21 protein-coding genes are annotated in these 17,847 nt (G+C 75.1%); 13 read left to right on the top strand and 8 right to left on the bottom strand.

Annotated elements, in window-relative coordinates; all coding sequences use genetic code 11:
• The first annotated feature begins 30 nt into the window (after positions 1 to 30).
• Complete coding sequence (locus ACQP6G_RS13795) at positions 31 to 576, top strand: amino-acid N-acetyltransferase (RefSeq protein ID WP_429764994.1); 546 nt, start codon at positions 31 to 33, stop codon at positions 574 to 576.
• 18 nt (positions 577 to 594) lie between these two features.
• Here the strand turns inward: ACQP6G_RS13795 and ACQP6G_RS13790 are convergent, their stop codons facing one another.
• Both ACQP6G_RS13790 and ACQP6G_RS13785 read right to left on the bottom strand, forming a co-directional pair.
• Positions 595 to 1,527, bottom strand: a complete 933-nt coding sequence (locus tag ACQP6G_RS13790; RefSeq protein WP_429765200.1) for an HhH-GPD family protein — start codon at positions 1,525 to 1,527, stop codon at positions 595 to 597.
• Positions 1,528 to 1,543: 16 nt separating this feature from the next.
• Positions 1,544 to 2,122, bottom strand: coding sequence for a hypothetical protein (locus ACQP6G_RS13785; protein WP_429764992.1), 579 nt, complete (start codon positions 2,120 to 2,122; stop codon positions 1,544 to 1,546).
• A gap of 127 nt (positions 2,123 to 2,249) precedes the next feature.
• On the opposite strand from ACQP6G_RS13785, the gene ACQP6G_RS13780 reads away from it, so the two are divergent.
• Positions 2,250 to 3,059 (top strand): hypothetical protein, encoded by an 810-nt coding sequence (locus tag ACQP6G_RS13780; RefSeq protein WP_429764990.1) that lies wholly within the window; start codon positions 2,250 to 2,252, stop codon positions 3,057 to 3,059.
• A gap of 71 nt (positions 3,060 to 3,130) precedes the next feature.
• Positions 3,131 to 3,580, top strand: coding sequence for a GNAT family N-acetyltransferase (locus ACQP6G_RS13775; RefSeq protein WP_429764988.1), 450 nt, complete (start codon positions 3,131 to 3,133; stop codon positions 3,578 to 3,580).
• Between the two features lie 33 nt (positions 3,581 to 3,613).
• Here the strand turns inward: ACQP6G_RS13775 and disA are convergent, their stop codons facing one another.
• Positions 3,614 to 4,699 (bottom strand): DNA integrity scanning diadenylate cyclase DisA, encoded by a 1,086-nt coding sequence (gene disA, locus ACQP6G_RS13770; RefSeq protein WP_429764986.1) that lies wholly within the window; start codon positions 4,697 to 4,699, stop codon positions 3,614 to 3,616.
• A gap of 24 nt (positions 4,700 to 4,723) precedes the next feature.
• The gene (radA, locus tag ACQP6G_RS13765; RefSeq protein WP_429764985.1) at positions 4,724 to 6,154 is read right to left on the bottom strand and encodes a DNA repair protein RadA; all 1,431 of its coding nucleotides are present in this window, start codon (positions 6,152 to 6,154) and stop codon (positions 4,724 to 4,726) included.
• Between the two features lie 75 nt (positions 6,155 to 6,229).
• On the opposite strand from radA, the gene ACQP6G_RS13760 reads away from it, so the two are divergent.
• The 6 genes from ACQP6G_RS13760 to ACQP6G_RS13735 all read left to right on the top strand — a co-directional run bounded on the left by ACQP6G_RS13760 (position 6,230) and on the right by ACQP6G_RS13735 (position 10,753).
• A complete protein-coding gene (locus ACQP6G_RS13760) occupies positions 6,230 to 6,922 on the top strand; it encodes a DUF2087 domain-containing protein (RefSeq protein WP_429764984.1) in 693 nt (230 codons plus the stop codon).
• A 115-nt stretch (positions 6,923 to 7,037) separates the two neighbouring features.
• Positions 7,038 to 7,664: a hypothetical protein gene (locus ACQP6G_RS13755; RefSeq protein WP_429764982.1), complete on the top strand. Its 627-nt coding sequence runs from the start codon at positions 7,038 to 7,040 to the stop codon at positions 7,662 to 7,664.
• A 98-nt stretch (positions 7,665 to 7,762) separates the two neighbouring features.
• On the top strand, positions 7,763 to 8,563 hold the full coding sequence (gene proC / locus ACQP6G_RS13750) for a pyrroline-5-carboxylate reductase (RefSeq protein ID WP_429765198.1): 801 nt from the start codon (positions 7,763 to 7,765) through the stop codon (positions 8,561 to 8,563).
• Between the two features lie 24 nt (positions 8,564 to 8,587).
• On the top strand, positions 8,588 to 9,277 hold the full coding sequence (locus ACQP6G_RS13745) for a TetR/AcrR family transcriptional regulator (protein WP_429764980.1): 690 nt from the start codon (positions 8,588 to 8,590) through the stop codon (positions 9,275 to 9,277).
• Entirely contained in the window at positions 9,267 to 10,034 is a 768-nt protein-coding gene (locus tag ACQP6G_RS13740; RefSeq protein ID WP_429764979.1) for an ABC transporter ATP-binding protein, read from the top strand. Before ACQP6G_RS13745 ends, ACQP6G_RS13740 begins: the two co-directional genes overlap by 11 nt.
• Positions 10,031 to 10,753: an ABC transporter permease gene (locus ACQP6G_RS13735; RefSeq protein WP_429764977.1), complete on the top strand. Its 723-nt coding sequence runs from the start codon at positions 10,031 to 10,033 to the stop codon at positions 10,751 to 10,753. Before ACQP6G_RS13740 ends, ACQP6G_RS13735 begins: the two co-directional genes overlap by 4 nt.
• Before the next feature lie 21 nt (positions 10,754 to 10,774).
• Here the strand turns inward: ACQP6G_RS13735 and ACQP6G_RS13730 are convergent, their stop codons facing one another.
• The 3 genes from ACQP6G_RS13730 to ACQP6G_RS13720 all read right to left on the bottom strand — a co-directional run bounded on the left by ACQP6G_RS13730 (position 10,775) and on the right by ACQP6G_RS13720 (position 14,347).
• Complete coding sequence (locus tag ACQP6G_RS13730; protein WP_429764975.1) at positions 10,775 to 12,163, bottom strand: phytase; 1,389 nt, start codon at positions 12,161 to 12,163, stop codon at positions 10,775 to 10,777.
• 74 nt (positions 12,164 to 12,237) lie between these two features.
• On the bottom strand, positions 12,238 to 12,909 hold the full coding sequence (locus tag ACQP6G_RS13725; RefSeq protein WP_429764974.1) for a potassium channel family protein: 672 nt from the start codon (positions 12,907 to 12,909) through the stop codon (positions 12,238 to 12,240).
• A gap of 46 nt (positions 12,910 to 12,955) precedes the next feature.
• A complete protein-coding gene (locus ACQP6G_RS13720) occupies positions 12,956 to 14,347 on the bottom strand; it encodes a TrkH family potassium uptake protein (protein WP_429764972.1) in 1,392 nt (463 codons plus the stop codon).
• Positions 14,348 to 14,411: 64 nt separating this feature from the next.
• On the opposite strand from ACQP6G_RS13720, the gene ACQP6G_RS13715 reads away from it, so the two are divergent.
• Complete coding sequence (locus ACQP6G_RS13715; protein WP_429764970.1) at positions 14,412 to 15,587, top strand: acetoin utilization protein AcuC; 1,176 nt, start codon at positions 14,412 to 14,414, stop codon at positions 15,585 to 15,587.
• Between the two features lie 154 nt (positions 15,588 to 15,741).
• Entirely contained in the window at positions 15,742 to 15,840 is a 99-nt protein-coding gene (locus ACQP6G_RS13710; protein ID WP_003792170.1) for a 30S ribosomal protein bS22, read from the top strand.
• A gap of 98 nt (positions 15,841 to 15,938) precedes the next feature.
• Here ACQP6G_RS13710 and ACQP6G_RS13705 read toward each other — a convergent pair whose 3' ends face one another.
• On the bottom strand, positions 15,939 to 16,742 hold the full coding sequence (locus ACQP6G_RS13705; RefSeq protein ID WP_429764969.1) for an HAD family hydrolase: 804 nt from the start codon (positions 16,740 to 16,742) through the stop codon (positions 15,939 to 15,941).
• A 41-nt stretch (positions 16,743 to 16,783) separates the two neighbouring features.
• On the opposite strand from ACQP6G_RS13705, the gene ACQP6G_RS13700 reads away from it, so the two are divergent.
• On the top strand, positions 16,784 to 17,050 hold the full coding sequence (locus tag ACQP6G_RS13700; protein WP_429765197.1) for a glutaredoxin family protein: 267 nt from the start codon (positions 16,784 to 16,786) through the stop codon (positions 17,048 to 17,050).
• Positions 17,051 to 17,081: 31 nt separating this feature from the next.
• Positions 17,082 to 17,741, top strand: a complete 660-nt coding sequence (locus ACQP6G_RS13695) for a redox-sensing transcriptional repressor Rex (RefSeq protein ID WP_429764967.1) — start codon at positions 17,082 to 17,084, stop codon at positions 17,739 to 17,741.
• The last annotated feature ends 106 nt before the right edge of the window (positions 17,742 to 17,847 follow it).

Here is a 17,847-nt window from a genome sequence, read left to right as displayed (position 1 = left end):
GCACGGGGATCACGCTCGTAGAGTGACGGCGTGCTTCCGGAACCGCCCGCGGACCGCCGGCCCCAGGACCACGGCGCGTCGTTCGCCGTCCGTTCTGCGATGCCGGCCGACATGCGTGCCGTGCGCCGCCTCGTGGAGCCGTACGCCGAGCGCCGCATCCTCCTGGCCAAGGAGATGGTCGGCTACTACGAGGCCGTGCAGGAGTTCCTCGTGGCCGCCGACGTCGACGGGGGCGTCGTGGGGTGCGGCGCGCTGCACGTCATGTGGGACGACCTCGCGGAGGTGCGCACCCTCGCCGCCGATCCGGCGTGGCGCGGCCGCGGCGTCGGGCACGCCCTCGTCGAGGGCCTCGTCGACCGGGCGCGCCGCCTCGGGCTGCGCCGGGTGTTCTGCCTGACGTTCGAGGTGGGCTTCTTCCGCACGCACGGGTTCCGTGAGATCGACGGCACGCCCGTCGACGCCGAGGTGTACGCCGAGCTGCTGCGCTCCCACGACGACGGCGTCGCCGAGTTCCTGGACCTGGCGCGCGTGAAGCCCAACACGCTCGGCAACACGCGGATGCTGCTCGAGCTCTGACCCGCCCACGACGTGGGACTAGGCGGGCAGGTGGTAGCGGCCGGCGTCGTCCTGCTCGACGAGCCCGTCCTCGACCAGTCCGCCGAGACAGCGGTCGACCTGGCCCTGGTCGGGGCCGGAGTCGGCGAGCAGGGAGCGGGGCACGGGCTCGACGGCGGCGCGCAGCGCGGCCATGACGCGGCCGCGCACCTGGCGGTCGGTGCCGTGCCAGGCCTGGGTGCGACGGCGGTGGGCGTGCGCGTCGGGCGGGTGGCCGGCGGCGCGCCAGGCGCACAGGTCGGCGACGGGACAGGCCCCGCAGCGCGGCGCCCGCGCGGTGCACACGACGGCGCCGAGCTCCATCGACGCGGCCGCCCAGCGCGCGGCGGTCGCGTCGTCGTCGGGCGCGACGCCCGCGGCGAGCTCGCGCTCCGCGGCCGTGGGGGAGGGCGCGCCGAGCGCGGTGCCGCCCAGCGTGCGGGCCAGGACGCGGCGCACGTTGGTGTCGACGACGACGGAGCGGCGTCCGAACGCGAACGCGCGCACGGCTGCCGCGGTGTACTCGCCGATCCCGGGCAGGGCGCGCAGCGCGTCCTCGTCGTCGGGGACCTCGCCGTCGTGCCGCTCGACGATCGCGGCCGCGCACTGCTGCAGGCGCAGCGCGCGGCGCGGGTAGCCGAGGCGGTCCCACGCGCGCAGCACGTCCGCCGTGGGCGCCGAGGCGAGGTCGGCGGGCGTCGGCCACCGCTCCAGCCACGCGCGCCACACCGGCTCGACCCGGACCACCGGCGTCTGCTGCAGCATCACCTCGCTGACGAGCACGCCCCACGGGGTCCGGTCCGGGCGCCGCCACGGCAGGTCCCGGGCGGCGTCGTCGAACCAGGCGACCGTGCGCCCGACGAGCGGGTCCGTGGTGTCCGGGACGGACGGCGTCGGGCGGAGCGGGGCGGGGACGACGGGCACGGCGCCCATTCTCACCCACGAGTCGTCAGACCCACGGCGGGGTGTACCCCGCTGTGAGCCTGACAACTCGGCGGGTGCTGGGCGACGCGGCGCGGCTCCGCCGCAGGTGGGGGCGTGCGTCGTACGGTGGCGCCGCGGCACGGATCGAGACGGAGGGGTGGCCCGTGGCACGTGCGGAGGACGGGCGTCGAGGTGGCGGCACCTCGCGTGGTTCCGGCGCGCGCTCCGGTGCGGGTCGGTCCGGCTCCGCGGGCACGGGACGGTCCGGCGGCGGCACGCGCAGGACGACGTCGGGCGGCGCCCAGGGCGCGCCGAAGAAGGTGGCGAAGAGCACCCCGAAGGGCGCCGCCGGCCGGGCCAGCGCGAAGGGCGCGGCCCAGGGTGGCTCGCGCGGCGGCTCCGCACGGGGCGGCGCGACGTCGTCCGGTCGGTCCTCCGGCGCCGGCGGCTCGGCTGCCCGCTCGTCGGCCGCGCGTTCTTCGAGCACACGTTCCTCGACGTCGCGTTCCTCGACGTCGCGTTCCTCGGGCTCGCGCTCCTCGGGCTCGCGGGCGACGTCGTCCCGCTCGGCGGGAGCTCGCCGGGGCGACCGCCGCGTCGCCACCGCGTCGCAGCTGGTCGCCCCGGGCGGGTCGCGCGCGGGCTCGCGCTCGGCGTCGTCCCGCCGGACGACGAGCCCCCGGCCGCGGAAGCCGGCGCCGCGCCGCGGCCGTCGGTCGCTGATCGTCTCGATGCTGGTCGTGGTGCTGCTGTGCGCGGTGGGCGTCGTCGGCGGCTACGGCCTGGGGCAGGCGGTCGACGGCGCGCGGAGCCTGCTCGCGGGGCCGGAGAGCCTCCCCGCCGACAAGGTCGCGGCCCCCGAGCCGCTGAGGCTGGGTGGTCCGGCCACCACGTGTCGCGCGGACGACGTCGAGCTGCGGCTCTCGTCGAGCGCGCCGACGGTGACGGCGGGGTCCCCGATGTCCTTCATGGTGCGGGTCACCAACGTGGGGCGGGTGCCGTGCCTGTTCGACGGCGCCGCCGCCAGCCGCGCGGTGACGATCACCGACGAGTCGGGCAAGGAGGAGGTCTGGTCGTCCGCGGACTGCTCCGACGGGTCACGACCGCTGCTGCTCGGGCCCGACGGCGTCGACGCCGGCGAGGTGCACTGGAAGTCCGTCCAGGGCTGCGCGAAGAAGGCGCCGGTCGTCGGGGCGGGCACCTACGAGGCGACCGCGTCGCTGGAGGACGTCCCGGGCGCCACCAGCGAGCCGCTGACGATCACCGTCGCGGCGAAGGCCGAGGCGAAGACCGCCCCGACGTCGGACGACGGCACCAAGGACGCGACGTCGCGCGACGAGGCGAAGGGCGCGGCAGACGACGCCGCGACGGACGACGAGTCGCAGGGGGAGACGTCGAAGGGCGACGCGAAGTCCGGCGACGACGCGAAGGCCGACGCCGAGGGCGACAGGTCGGACGGCGCGACCGGCGACGCCAAGGACGCCGCGGACCGCGCCGCCGACCGCGAGGCCACCGCTGAGGAGAAGGACGCGACCGAGTGAGCGGGTCCCGGGCCCGGGCCGGCCCGTGGACCGGCGGGCCCGGCTCGGGGTCTCCGGCGTAGCGTGCCGGGGTGGTCGAACCCGTGCGCCCCGGCGACGTCCCGGACCTGACCGAATTCCTCCGCGGCGCCGACCTCACGGTGGCGGGCCTGGACGCGCCGGCCGTGCGCCTGTGGACCCGGCGTGACGACGCGGGGATCGCGGCGAGCGCGGGCTACGAGCTCAGCGCGGACGGCCGGCACGCGCTGATCCGCAGCACCGCCGTGCGGCCCGACCTGCGCGGGCGGGGTGCGGGCCTCGCGGCCGCGACGTTCGCCGTCGACCGGGCCCGGGAGTCCGGGGCGGCCACGGCGTGGCTGTTCTCACGCCGGTCGGGGGCGTTCTGGCAGCGGCTCGGCTTCACCCGCTCGACGACGGACGCCCTCGCCGCGGCACTGCCCGAGGCGCAGCAGGTGCGGCTGTTCCGTCGGACCGGTCAGCTCGACCGGGAGGTCGCATGGAGCCTGGCGCTGCGGGGGTGAGGTCGACCGTGCGGGTCCGATGCCCCGGAACCGTCAGACGTAGCGCTCCAGGATGCTGGACTCGGCGAGGCGGGACAGGCCCTCGCGCACGGCGCGGGCACGCTGCTCGCCGACGCCGTCGACGGCCATGAGGTCGTCGACGCTCGCCGCGAGGAGCTTCTGCAGCCCGCCGAAGTGCCCGACCAGTCGTTCGATGATGGCGGCGGGCAGGCGCGGCACCTTGGACAGCAGGCGGTAGCCGTGGGGCGCGACGGCGGCGTCGAGCGCCACCCCGCCGCCGGGCAGCTCCAGGACACGGCCGATGTGGCCGAGGTCGAGCAGCTGCGCGGAGTCGAGGGCGGCGAGGTCGGCGTGCACGCTGGCGAGCGAGCGGCCGCTGCGCTCGAGCTCCACGTAGTCCCGCACGACGAAGTCGCGGTCGGCGCCGATGCCGCCGATGAGCTCGTCGAGCTGCAGGGCGAGGAGGCGGCCGTCGGCGCCGAGCTCGACGACGTACCCGTCGATCTCCTCGGAGATCCGGCGCACCATCTCGAGGCGCTGGACGACGGAGCACACGTCGCGCACGGTGACGAGGTCCTCGATCTCCAGCGCGGAGAGCGTGCCGGACACCTCGTCGAGGCGGGAGCGGTACCGCTCGAGGGTGGCGAGGGCCTGGTTGGCGCGGCCGAGGATGGTGTCCGGGTCCTCCAGCACGTGCCGGTGCGACCCGACGTAGATCGCGATGATCCGCATCGACTGGCTGACCGAGATCACGGGCAGGCCGGACTGCTTGGCCACGCGCTCCGCGGTGCGGTGGCGGGTGCCGGACTCGCTGGTCTCGATCGACGGGTCGGGCAGGAGCTGCACGGCGGCACGACGGATGCGGGTGGCGTCGTGGTCGAGGACGCACGCGCCGTCCATCTTCGACAGCTCGCGCAGCCGGGTGGCGGAGAACTGGACGTCCAGCTCGAAGCCGCCGGAGCACATCTGCTCGACGGTCTTGTCGAGTCCGAGCACGATGAGCGCGCCGGTGCGCCCGCGCAGGATGCGTTCCAACCCGTCGCGCAGCTCGGTGCCGGGGGCGACCGCGGCGAGGGTCTCCCTGAGCAGGGCATCGGAGTGCACGGAGGAGGGAGCCACGGGGGAATCCTACGACGTCAGGGGTCACTCGCCCCGGCGATCCGCCGATCGGACGCCGACCCCGGCGAGCTCGACCGCCTCGGCGAGGTGCCGGGCCTCGAGCAGCTGCATCCCGGCGGGCGCCTTGACCGACGTCCCGGCGGGGACGACGGCGCGCACGAAGCCCAGGCGGGCGGCCTCCCCGACGCGACGGTCCAGCCCGGTGACGGGCCGGATGTCGCCCGCGAGGCCGACCTCGCCGACCGCGACGGTACCGGTGGGCAGCGGCTCGCCGGTGCGCGCGGAGACGATCGCGAGGGCCGTGGCGAGGTCGGCGGCGGGCTCGGTGACGCGGGCGCCGCCGATGGTGGAGACGTAGACGTCCTGGTCGGCGAGGCGCAGGCCCGCGTGCCGGTGCAGGACGGCGAGGATCATCGCCAGCCGTGACGACTCCACGCCGCTCGTCGTGCGCCGCGGGTTGGCGAGCGGCGACGGGGCGACGAGCGACTGCAGCTCCAGGGCGAGCGGGCGGCGGCCCTCGAGCGTCACGGTGACGCACGTGCCGGGCACGCCCGCGCCGAGGTGGGAGAGGAACAGCCCGCTCGGGTCGCTGAGCCCGATGATGCCCCGCTCGGACAGCTCGAAGCAGCCCACCTCGTCGGTGGGGCCGTACCGGTTCTTCACGGCCCGGACCATGCGCAGCCGCGAGTGCCGGTCGCCCTCGAACTGGCACACGACGTCGACCAGGTGCTCCAGGGTGCGCGGCCCCGCGACCGTGCCGTCCTTGGTGACGTGCCCGACCAGCAGGACGGGCACCTGCCGCGACTTGGCGACGGCGATGAGCGACGCCGCCACCTCACGCACCTGGCTCACGCCGCCGGGGGCGCCGTCCACCTCGGCGGACGCGATGGTCTGCACGGAGTCGACGACCAGCAGGTCGGGCTCGTTGGCCTCGACGTGGCCCAGCACGGTGCCGAGGTCGGTCTCGGCGGCGAGCAGCAGCGTGGGAGCGAGCGCGCCGACCCGCTCGGCGCGCAGCCGCACCTGCCCGGCGGACTCCTCACCCGTCACGTACAGCACGGTCCGGGCGTCGCGGCCGTCCGCGCCGCGCGCGTAGGAGGCCGCGACGTCGAGCAGCAGGGTCGACTTGCCGACGCCGGGCTCGCCGGCCAGCAGCACGACGGCGCCCGGCACGAGGCCGCCGCCGAGCACGCGGTCCAGCTCCGGCACCTGGGTGGGCGCCGCCTGCGCGGCCGCGACGTCGATGTCCCCGATCGGCCGCGCCGGGGCGCGCCCGGGGCTGGTGGCGACCGTGCGCGGCCCGGCCGACGCCGGCCCCTCGTCCGTGACCGTGCCCCACTCCTGGCACTCGCCGCACCGGCCCACCCACTTGGGCGTGGTCCACCCGCACTCGGTGCAGCGGTAGCCGGGGCGCGACTGCTTGGCGCGGGTGCGGGACGACGTCGTGGTGCTCACGTCGTCAGACGCTAGGGGGCGGCACCGACAGCGGCCTCTCGGCGGCCCGTGCGCGCCGCGCGCGATGATGGCGACATGTCCTCAGCGCGCCCGGACGTGAGCCGGTTCCTGCACGACGGCCGTCTGGAGACGATGCCCCGGCGCCGGGAGCACCGCCGCACGGTGGCCCGCTGGCTCGCGCACGCCGCGCTGCCGGCGCTGCTCGACACGGTCGGCGAGCGGGAGCTCACCGACCGGCTGGCGCGGCTCGCCGACGACCCGGTCGGGGTGCGCCGGGCGCTGGTGGACCTCGGCGTCGTGCACCGCACCCGCGACGGCGCGGAGTACTGGCGCACGGAGGTCACCGAGTTCGACGACGTCGGGTCGCCCGACGACGCCGGGCACGTGACGCTGCACCTCGACGGCGGCCGGGTCCACTCGATCGCCTCGTTCTACGACGAGCTGAACCGCGTGTTCATGGCGGGCGAGGGCTGGCGGCTCGGCCCGAGCCTCGACGCCCTGGACGACCTGCTGCACGGCGGCTTCGGCGCCGCGCACGGCGCGGACCGGGTGACCGTCGTCTGGCGCGGGTTCGCCCGCTCGCGCGAAGCGCTGGGCTTCGCGGCCACGCGCGACCACTATCGCGCGAAGGTCGAGGACCCACGCTTCGACACCGCGCTGTTCCAGGGGCGGCTGGACGACCTCGAGGCCGGGCGCGGCAAGACGTACGCGGAGCTGGTCCTGGAGGTCTTCGCCGACCACCCTGAGGTGGAGCTGCTGCTGCGCTGAGCGCGGCGGGCCGGCACGCACGGGCGACCGACACGCGGCGGGCGGACGCGGACGATGCGGCGGGCCGCGCCCTAGGCTGCGTCCTGCACCGCCGCCGACCCCGCAGGAGGACATCGTGAGCCAGGCACGCACGGGCGGGAACGGTCGCCCGTCGCCCGAGGTGTTCCGGCGCCGGCGCATCGTGGTGGCGTCGGCCGCGGGTGCGCTGGTGCTGGTGGTCGTGCTGCTGACGGCGTTCGTGTGGCCCGGCTTCGCGAAGAGCGAGCCGGAGCCGCAGGCCACGGTGACCGCGCCGGTGCCGACGCCGACGATCTCGCCCAGCGGGCGCCCGAAGGACCAGACGGCGTTCGTCAAGGCGCAGCCGGACTCGGTGCTGGCGCTGGCGCTGCGCGAGGTCACGGAGGACAAGTCCTGGGAGGACGACGCGGACGCGGTCGAGTCCTGGCAGCTCGTCTACGCGGACGGTGCGGGCGAGGGCGCGACGACGGTCCAGGTGCACGCCGGCCAGTGGGAGGACGACGAGGCGGCGACCGCTGCGTACGGGGCGCTGGTCAAGGCGGCGGGCGAGCCGACCGGCGAGGGCGAGGTGTCCGTCGACGGCAAGGCCACCGGCGCGTACGTCGTGACGCCCGGCTCCACCGAGGGCTCCGCCGTCGTGACCTGGCGCAACGGCACCGCGGTGCTGCAGGCCACTGGCCCGGCGGACGTCGTCGAGGACTTCTACTCCGCCTATCCGTTGTAGTCCGCCGTCCCCCGCGGCGACGTACCGTGGTGCCCGTGAGCGAGCAGACTGACGAGCAGGCCGGTACCCCCGAGAACACCCATGTGGGCGGCGTGAAGATGGCGTTCCTCGGGACGGGGAACATGGGCGAGGCGGTGCTGGCCGGCGCTCTGTCTGCGGGGGTCGCGCCGCAGGACGTGGTGGCCACCTCCCGCCGGCCCGAGCGCGGCACGCACCTCACCGAGCGGTTCGGCGTCCGCGCGACGACGGACAACGTCGCCGCGGTCGAGGGCGCGCACGTCGTCGTCATCGGGGTCAAGCCCAAGGACGTGGGCGCGATGCTCGACCGCGTCGCCGACGCGCTCGAGCCGGGCGCCGTCGTCGTGAGCGTCGCGGCGGGCCTGCCGCTGTCCTTCTTCGAGCAGCGGCTGCCCGCGGGCACGCCCGTCGTGCGCGCCATGCCGAACACCCCCGCGCTGGTGGGCGCGGGCGTCACCGCCGTCGTCGGCGGCACGGCGGCCCGCGAGGACGACGTCGCGCTCGTCGAGCAGGTGCTCGCCGGCTCGGGCCACGTCTTCCGCGTGGCGGAGAAGGACATCGACGCGTTCGGCGCGCTGGCCGGCTCGGGCCCGGCGTACGTGTTCTACGTGGTCGACGCGATGGCGGAGGCGGGCGTGCTGCTCGGCCTCACGCGCGACGTCGCGCGCCGGCTCGCCGTCGAGACCGTGCTCGGCTCGGCGAAGCTGCTCGACGAGACGGGCGAGCACCCCGTGCTGCTGCGCGAGAAGGTGTCCTCGCCCGGCGGCACCACCGTCGCCGCCCTGCGCAAGCTCGACGACGGCGGCGTGCGCGCCGCGTTCCTCGACGCGCTCGAGGCGGCGCGCGACCGGTCCCGCGAGCTCGCGGCCGAGCACGCCTGATCCGGGTCCGACGGGGGAGCGCTCGTGACCGGCGGTCGGGCGGACGACGAGGCGGGCGCCGCACGTCGCGGACGGCGGCCCGCGGGGCAGGACACGCGCGACGTCGTGCTGGCCGGCGCGCGTGCGGAGTTCCTCGAGCGCGGCTACGAGGCGGCGTCGGTCCGCTCGGTCGCGCGGCGTGCCGGCGTCGACCCGGGCACGGTGCGGCACTGGTTCGGCGACAAGACGCGCCTGTTCACCGCCTCGCTCGGCCTGGCGGCCGTCGACCCCGCGGCGCTCGTCCGGGCGGCGGCCGACGGACCGGTCGACGGGCTGGGGGAGCGGCTCGTGCGGGCCGTCGTGGAGCTGTGGGACGCGGACGGCGGCACCACCGTGCGGCTCGTCATCCCCGCCGTGATGAGCGACCCGGGGCTGCGCGGCCTGCTGCCGCAGTTCCTCGGCGCGGAGATCCTGGGGCCGATCGTGCAGCGGCTCGACGTCGCCGACGCGCGGCTGCGGACGGCGCTCGTCGCGTCGCAGGTGGCGGGCGTGCTCCTGACCCGGTTCCTCGTGCCCATCGACCCGCTGGCGTCCCTCCCGCCGGAGCGGGTCGCCGCGCTCGTCGGCCCGACCGTCCAGCGCTACCTCACGGGGGACCTGCCGGTCGCGCTCACCACCGTCGAGGGCGTTGCGGGACGGGGCGGCGAGGAGCAGAATTCCTCACATGGGGAATAATGACGCCGCGGTGCGGGTCCGGTCGCTGCGGGTGGAGCGCGGCGGCCGGCCGATCATCGACGGCCTGGACGTGGCGGTGCACGCCGGTCAGGTGGTGGGCCTGCTCGGCCCCTCCGGCTCCGGCAAGACGACGCTGCTGCGCGCCGTCGTCGGCGTCCAGGCGCGGGTGACGGGCGAGGTGACCGTGCTCGGCGAGGCGGCCGGCTCGCCCGGCCTGCGCCGTCGCGTGGGCTACGTGACCCAGGCCGCCTCCGTGTACACGGACCTCACCGTGGTGCAGAACCTGCGCTACTTCGCGCAGCTCGCGGGCCTGCCGCATGCCGGCGCGGAGGCCGCCGTGCGGCGCGCCGTGGCCGTCGTCGACCTGGCCGGGCACGAGAAGCAGCGCGTCGGGACGCTGTCCGGCGGCGAGCGCTCCCGGGTCTCCCTCGCGGCCGCGCTGGTCGCCGACCCCGAGGTCCTCGTGCTCGACGAGCCCACCGTCGGCCTCGACCCCGTGCTGCGCCGCGACCTGTGGGCGATGTTCCGTCGCCTCGCGGGCGAGGGCCGCACGCTGCTGGTCTCCAGCCACGTCATGGACGAGGCCACGCAGTGCGACCGGCTCCTGCTGCTGCGCGACGGCGCCCTCGTCGCCGACACCACGCCGGCCGAGCTGCTCGCCACGACGGGCGCCCCGGACGCCGAGCGGGCCTTCCTCGCACTGATCGACCAGCAGGCCGCGACGACCGGCTCGACGTCCGAGGAGGGCTCCCGATGACGCTCACCGCCACGACCGCGGGCCGCGTGCTGGCCCAGCTCCGTTTCGACCGCCGCACCGTCGCGCTCATCCTCGTGCTGCCGTGCCTGCTGCTCGGCCTCATCGCATGGATGTTCGACGGCACCCCGGTGCTCGACCAGTTCGGGCCGATGCTCGTGGGGCTCTTCCCGCTCATCGTGATGTTCCTGGTGACGAGCGTCGCGACCCTGCGCGAGCGACAGTCCGGCACGCTCGAGCGGCTCATGACGACGCCGCTGCGCAAGGGCGACTTCGTGGCGGGCTACGCGCTCGCGTTCGCCGCCCTCGCGCTGCTGCAGTCGCTGGTGGTCGTGGGCTTCGCGCTCGCCGTCGGGATGGACGTGCTCGGCCCGCTGTGGCTGGTGCTGGTCGTGGGGATGCTCGACGCCGTCCTCGGCTGCTGCCTCGGCCTCGCCGCCTCCGCCCTCGCACGCACGGAGTTCCAGGCCGTGCAGATGATGCCCGCGGTGATCTTCCCGCAGCTCATCACCTGCGGGCTGCTCATGCCGCGCGACCAGATGCCCGAGGTGCTCGAGTGGCTCTCGCGCGTCTTCCCCCTCACCTACGCCGTCGAGGCCATGCAGACCCTCGCCGCCGGCGGCGAGTGGGCGGACGTGCAGGGCGCCGTCGGCGCCATCGCGGTGTTCATCGTCGGCGCCGTCGTCCTGGGCATCGCCACCCTGCGCCGTCGCACCGCCTGACCCACGACGCTCGCGCGGTGGTCAGCGGAAGCGCGGGTCGTTGCCGGCGCGGGTGCTGACGACGAGCCCGAGCTCGTCGGCGACGTCGTCCCAGGCGACGTACGAGAACCCGGTGGCGTCGCCGCGGCCCGGCTCGACGTCGGCGCCGGTCTCCGGCTCGTCGTGGGTGACGAGCAGGCCCTGGCGGTACGGGCCGACGGGGCGGTTCGTCACGGCCAGGCCGTCGGAGCCGTCGACCTCGTCCACGCCGTCCGTCCCCGCGACGCGGAAGGAGCCGACGGCCTTGTTGCGGCCCGTCGTGGAGTAGACGGCATAGGTGTCGTCGCCCTGGCTGGACACGATGACGTACCCCGCGCGGCCGGACCCGTGGTAGACGTCGACCCCCTCGGCATCGGCGGTGAGCAGGTCGCCGCCGAACGGGTTCGCGGCGACGGCGGCCTCCTCCGACGAGCCGTCGGCGGGGGAGCACTCCTCGGTCTCGGGGTCGTAGGCGTCCTCGACGCCGAAGTCGGTGACCGTGTCGACGAGCCGCGGCTCGCCGGACCCCAGCGGCAGCGGCAGGCGCCACAGGCCGACGTCCTCCTGCGCGGCGTACAGGGTGCCGGTGCGCTGGTCGACGGAGAGCCCCTCGAGCTGCGGCCCCACGCCCGGCTCCTCGCACGGCGTCCACGCGCTGCCGTCGGGCAGGCCGAACGACGCGGGCAGGTCGAGGTGGTCGACGTCCGTGTAGCCGACCGTGCCGTCGGCGCGCGGGACGAGGCGGGCGGTCGCGACCGCCGTCGTGCCCTCCTGCGTGACGACCGCGTACGCCGCGCCGTCGCGGGGCTGCCACACCGCCAGCCCGTACGCGGTGTGCTCGGAGTCGACGCCCGCCCGGTCGGGCTGGAAGAGGAAGCCCTGCTCGGCGGCGGTGATCTCGGTGAGCGGCACGTCGGCGCCGGCGCCCTCCGGGTCGACCGCGAAGAACCGGAGCTGGTCGTTGTACCGGTCGGACACCACGGCGACGTCCACGGTCTCGCCGCCCACGCGCAGGCCGTAGGCGAGGTCCACGTTGTTGTACCGGCCGGCGACGCCGTCCGCCCGCGGCGCCGGGTCCGCGGCCAGCGCCTGCAGCTCGTGGCCGGCCGTGTCGTACACGCGCAGGCCGCCCTCCTTGGCGGTCGCGAGGACCAGCGAGTCCCGGGAGCCGCCCGGGTGCACCCAGATCGCCGGGTCGTCGCCGGACGCGGCGCCGCCGTCCTCGTCGTCGTACAGCGGGGGCGTCTCGACGTCGGTCGTCACGGTCGCGACGTCGCGACCGGGGCGGTCGTGGCCGTGACCGGGCCCGTGGCCCCACGCCGTGGACGCGGGCACGACGGCGAGGGCGGGGAGAAGCAGCAGCGCCGGCAGGGCGCGTCGGGGGGGTCGCATGGACCCCGAGCGTGCCGGGCGCCGTTGGCCGGGCGGTGGCGTCCTCGTGAACGGTCGCCGAACACCGGCCCGGGTCAGGGCCGCGCGGAGAACCGCTCCAGCAGGTCGGCGTGGCCGGAGCAGACGAGCAGGTCGTTCGCGCTCACGCGCGTCTCGGGCGTCGCGTACTGGAACTCCACGCCGGGCGACTTCACGCCGATGACGGTGACGCCGTACCGCTTGCGGATGTCCGACTGGGCGAGCGTGAAGCCCTGCATCTCCTTCGGCGGCCGCATCTTGACGATGGTGAAGCCGTCCTCCACCTCGATGTAGTCGAGCATCTTGCCGCTCACGAGGTGCGCCACGCGGGAGCCGGCGTCGGCCTCGGGGTAGACGACGTGGTGCGCGCCGATGCGGGTGAGGATGCGGCCGTGCTCCGCGGAGATCGCCTTGGCCCAGATCTGCGGCGTGCCGAGGTCCACCAGGTTGGCGGTGATGAGCACCGACGCCTCGAGCTCCGTGCCGACGCCGACCACGGCGACGCCGAAGTCCTTGGCGCCGAGCTGGACCAGGGCCTCCGACTCCGAGGCGTCCGCCTCGACCAGGGGCAGACGACCGGACCACTGCGCGACGAGCTTCTCGTCGCGCTCGACGGCGAGCACGTCCTGACCGAGGCGGTCCAGCACCGTCGCGAGCGAGGAGCCGAAGCGGCCCAGGCCGATCACGAGCACGCCCGCGTCGCGCGCGGGTGCCTTCTTGTCCGCCACGGTTCTCCTCTGTCGGCCGGGTCGCCGGCCGGGTCGTCGGTACGGGTCACCCGATGATCGGGCGTTCCTCGGGGAAGCGTACGATGCGTCGCCGGTCGCGCAGGGCCAGTGCGCCGAGCAGCGAGATGACGCCCACGCGCCCGACGAACATGAGACCCGCGAGCAGGTACTTCGCGCCGTCGGGCAGGGACGCGGTGACGCCGGTGGACAGGCCCACCGTGGCGTAGGCGGAGATCACCTCGAACAGCGCCTCGGAGAGCCGCAGGTCGGTCATGCGCAGCAGCGCGAGGCACGACACGAGCACGGCGGTGGCGCCGACGAAGACCACCGCGATGGACAGCCGCAGGGTGTCGCGGGGGATGCGCCGGCCGAACACCTCGGTGTCGGCGTCGCCGCGTGCCTCGGCGACGATCGCGAGCAGCATGACGGCGAACGTCGTGACCTTGATGCCGCCCGCGGTCGACGCCGAGCCGCCGCCCACGAACATCAGGGCGTCCGTGAGCAGCCAGGTCTCCTGGGTCATCTCGTGCACGGGCACGGAGCTGAACCCGGCCGACCGCGGCATCACCGACGCGAAGACCGACGACAGGATCTTGGTGGAGAAGCTCTGCTCGCCGAAGGTGGCGGGGTTGTTCCACTCCAGCGCGCCGATGAGGATCGCCCCGGACACGAGGAGCGCGAGGCTCGTGGTCACGGTGAGCTTGGTGTGCAGCGACAGGGCCCGCACCCAGTGCTTGTGCTTGCGCCGACGGTTGGTGATCACGTTGAGGATGACGGGGAAGCCGAGCGAGCCGATGAACACGCCCAGCGCGATCGGCACCAGCACGAACCAGTCCGACGCGAAGGGGAGCAGGCCGTCCGGGGTGGGCACGAAGCCGGCGTTGTTGAACGACGAGATGCCGTAGAACAGGGCGTGCCACGCGGCCGTCCCGGCGTCGTCGCCGAGGACGAGGAACCGGGGGAACAGCAGCAGCGAGAGAGCCAGCTCGATGCTCGTGGCGGTGACGATGATCGTCTGCAGGAGGGCGCCGACCTCGCCGAGCCGTTCCGTCTTCGTCTCGGAGGCGGTGAGGAGCTTCTGCGTGAGGCCGAGCCGCCGCGAGACGGCGAGGCCCAGCAGCGAGGCGAGCGTCATCACGCCCAGGCCGCCCACCTTGATGCCCACGAGGATGACGACGTGCCCGAACTCCGACCAGTAGGTCGCGGTGTCCTGCACCACGAGGCCCGTGACGCAGACGGCCGACGTCGCCGTGAAGAGGGCGTCGACGACGGAGGCGCCGCGGCCGGACGCCGTCGCCCAGGGGGTGAGGAGCAGCAGCCAGATGACGGTGATGACGGCCGCGAAGACCGTCATCGCGAGCCGGGCGGGGTACTCGCGGGCTGCGCGGTTGGCCCATCCGCGCAGCGCGAGCGCGCGACCGCCCCAGCTCCCCGGCACCCTGTCCCCTTCCGCCCCTCAGTCGCTGGGCACAGCCTGCCACGGCGTCGGCTACCGTGACGGGATGCGCGTCGCCCGGCTGCTGTGGAGCCCCGAGCTCCTGCGTTACGACTTCGGCCCCGGGCACCCCATGGCGCCCGCCCGCCTCGACCTCACGATGCGGCTCGTGGCGGAGCTCGGTCTGCTCGACGAGCCCACGCTGGAGCTCGCGGACGTCGAGCCCGCCCCCGACGCGCTCATCGAGACGGTGCACGACGCCGCCTACGTCGCGGCGGTGCGTCGCGCGGCCGCCGACGGCACCGCCGACCCGGCGCGCGGTCTCGGCACGGAGGACGACCCGGTGTTCCCGGCGATGCACGAGGCCGCGGCGCGCCTCGTGGCGGCGTCGGTGGACGCGGCGGAGTCGGTCTGGTCGGGGCACGTGGCCCACGGCGTGAACATCGCGGGCGGCATGCACCACGCCCAGCGCGGCGCGGCGTCCGGCTTCTGCATCTACAACGACGCCGCGGCGGCCGTGCAGCGCCTGCTCGACCTCGGGGCCGAGCGGGTCGCGTACGTCGACCTGGACGCCCATCACGGCGACGGCGTCGAGGCGATCTTCTGGGACGACCCGCGGGTGCTCACAGTCTCCGTGCACCAGGACGGGCACACGCTCTTCCCGGGCAGCGGGAACGCCGGCGACACGGGCGGGACGGCGGCGCAGGGCACCGCGGTGAACGTGGCGCTGCCGCCGCGCACCGACGGCGCGCACTGGCTGCGCGCGGTGGACGCCGTCGTGCCCGCGGTGGTGCGCGAGTTCCGCCCGCAGGTGATCGTGTCGCAGCACGGCTGCGACGCGCACGGCAACGACCCGCTCACCGACCTGAACGTGGGCGTGGGCGCGCAGCGGACCGCAGCGCGCTGGGTGCACGAGCTCGCGCACGAGCTGGCCGACGGCCGCTGGGTCGCCCTCGGCGGCGGCGGGTACGCGGTGGTCGACGTGGTGCCGCTGGTGTGGGCGAGCCTGGTGGCGGAGGCGGCGCACGCGCCCCTGGCGATCGGCATCGAGCTGCCGGAGTCCTGGCGGCGGGAGGTGGAGGAGCTGTCCGGGCTGGACCCGGCCGAGCGCCTGGGCAGCGGCGACGTCGAGTGGCGGCCCTGGTCGGACGGCTACGACCCGGCCGACGACGTCGACCGCGCGGTCCTCGCCACCCGGCGGCACGTGTTCCCCGTGTGGGGCCTCGACCCGTACCGCGACTGACGTCACGGCGCCGGTCGGACGGGCGCCGGTCGGGAGGGCGCCGGGCATCGGGTACCCTGGGGGACGGACTTTTCCGCGTTGGTCGGCTGCTCCTGGAGACAGGGCTCCTGGGACCAACCGTGTTCCACCGACCGACAAGCATTGTGAGGACCTCATGGGCTCCGTCATCAAGAAGCGCCGCAAGCGCATGGCGAAGAAGAAGCACCGCAAGCTGCTGCGGAAGACGCGTCACCAGCGTCGCAACAAGAAGTGACGCCGTCCGCCTGACGGCGGACAGCGTGCGCGAACGGGCCCGGCACCTCCACGGTGGTGCCGGGCCCGTTCGCTGTTCCCGGCCGGCGCGAGGGGCGGTCAGCGGCCCTGCAGCCGCCGCCGGATGCTGCGGAGCACGAGGCCGGCGACCCAGGCGGCGCCGGCCCACGACGCCGTCTTCATCCCGCGCCCGGCCACGCGCCGTCCGCGGCCGCGGAACTCGCGGATGGGCCAGCCGACCTCCTTGGCGTGCCGGCGCAGGCGGGCGTCGGGGTTGATGGGGCAGGGGTGCCCGACGGTGCGCATCATCGGCAGGTCGTTGAGGGAGTCGCCGTACGCGTAGGAGGCGGACAGGTCGATGCCCTCGCGCTCGGCGAGCTCGCGGACGGCGGCGCCCTTGGCCTCCCCGTGCATGAGGTCACCGATGAGGCGGCCGGTGTAGAAACCCCCGGAGTGCTCGGCGATCGTGCCGAGGCACCCCGTGGCGCCGAGTCGGCGCGCGATGAGCCCGCCGATCTCGACCGGCGTGGCGGTCACGAGCCACACCTGGTCGCCGGCGGCGAGGTGCTCGTCGAGCAGCCGCTTGGTGCCCGGGAAGATGCGCAGCTCGAGCACGGTGTCGTACACGTCCTCGCCCACGGCCGTGATCTCCGCCACCGAGCGCCCGGCGATGAGCGACAGGGCGCGGCTGCGCACGGTCTCGATCTGGGAGCGGGACTCGCCGAACACCAGGTACTTCGCCTGGATCAGCGCGAACCGCAGCAGGTCGCGGGTGCCGAAGAACCGGCGCTGGTACAGGGCGCGCGCCAGGTGGAAGGCGCTGGCGCCCCGGATGATGGTGTTGTCGACGTCGAAGAAGGCTGCGGCGCGCGCCGGCGGGGACGACTCGGCAGGCGACGGCATGCGGCCCACTGTATCGGCGCCGCTAGTCTTGGCAGGTGAGCATGCCGCAGGGATCCGAAGGCGAACCCCGGGTGCTCCTGTACACGCGTGCCGGCTGCCACCTGTGCGAGGAGGCTCGGGTGGTGGTCGCGGACGTGTGCGGGGCCGCGGGCGAGACCTTCCGGGAGGTCGACATCGACGTCGACGGCCCCGGCGGGGACCTGGTGGGCAAGTACGGGGACTACGTGCCCGTCGTCGAGGTGGACGGCGTGCAGCAGGGCTTCTGGCGGGTGGACGGCGCGCGGCTGGCGCGCCGGCTGGCCCGCTGAGCCCGGGAGAGGACGACAGGGTGATCCAGCAGTGATCGAGCTCGGTGAGGCGACGGTGCCGGCCGCGACGGTGGCGAGGCTGCCCTACTACCTGCGCGCCCTGCGCGACCTGGCGGAGGGCGGTGTGACGACGACGTCGTCGTCGGAGCTGGCGGAGCGGTCGGGGGTGGGGTCGGCGCAGCTGCGCAAGGACCTGTCCTACCTCGGGTCGTTCGGCACGCGCGGCGTGGGCTACGACGTGCAGTCGCTGGCGCAGTACATCGCGACGGCGCTGGGGCTCGGGTCCGAGCACCGGCTGGCGATCGTCGGCATCGGCAACCTGGGCCACGCCCTGGCGAACTACTCGGGCTACGCGGCCCGCGGGTTCCAGGTGGTGGCGCTGCTGGACGCCGACCCTCAGGTGGTCGGGAACTCCGCGGCCGGGCTGACGATCGAGCACGTCGACGCGCTGGAGGACGTGCTCGCGCGCACCGGCGTGTCGATGGTGGTGCTGGCGACCCCCGGGCCGGTGGCGCAGGCCATCGCCGAGCGGATCGTGGCGTGCGGGGTGCGGGAGATCCTGTCCTTCGCGCCGGTGGCGCTGCAGCTGCCCGACGACGTCGTCGTGCGCTCGGTGGACGTGGCCGGCGAGCTGCAGATCCTCGCGTTCCACGCCGCGGCCCGTGCGGCGACCAACGGCACCCCGAGATAGAGAAGCCAGACCCGCGAGATAGAGAAGCCCGGACGGGGCCGCAGCGGGTGCGGCCCCGTCCGGGCTTCTCTATCTCGCGGGTCTGGCTTCTCTATCTCGGCGAGGG

It is taken from the genome of Isoptericola nanjingensis (assembly GCF_050311635.1).
Classification (GTDB): Bacteria; Actinomycetota; Actinomycetes; order Actinomycetales; family Cellulomonadaceae; genus Isoptericola; species Isoptericola nanjingensis.
The sequence above is the reverse complement of the archived record's forward strand: the minus strand, read 5'-3'. Positions and strand labels throughout refer to the sequence as shown.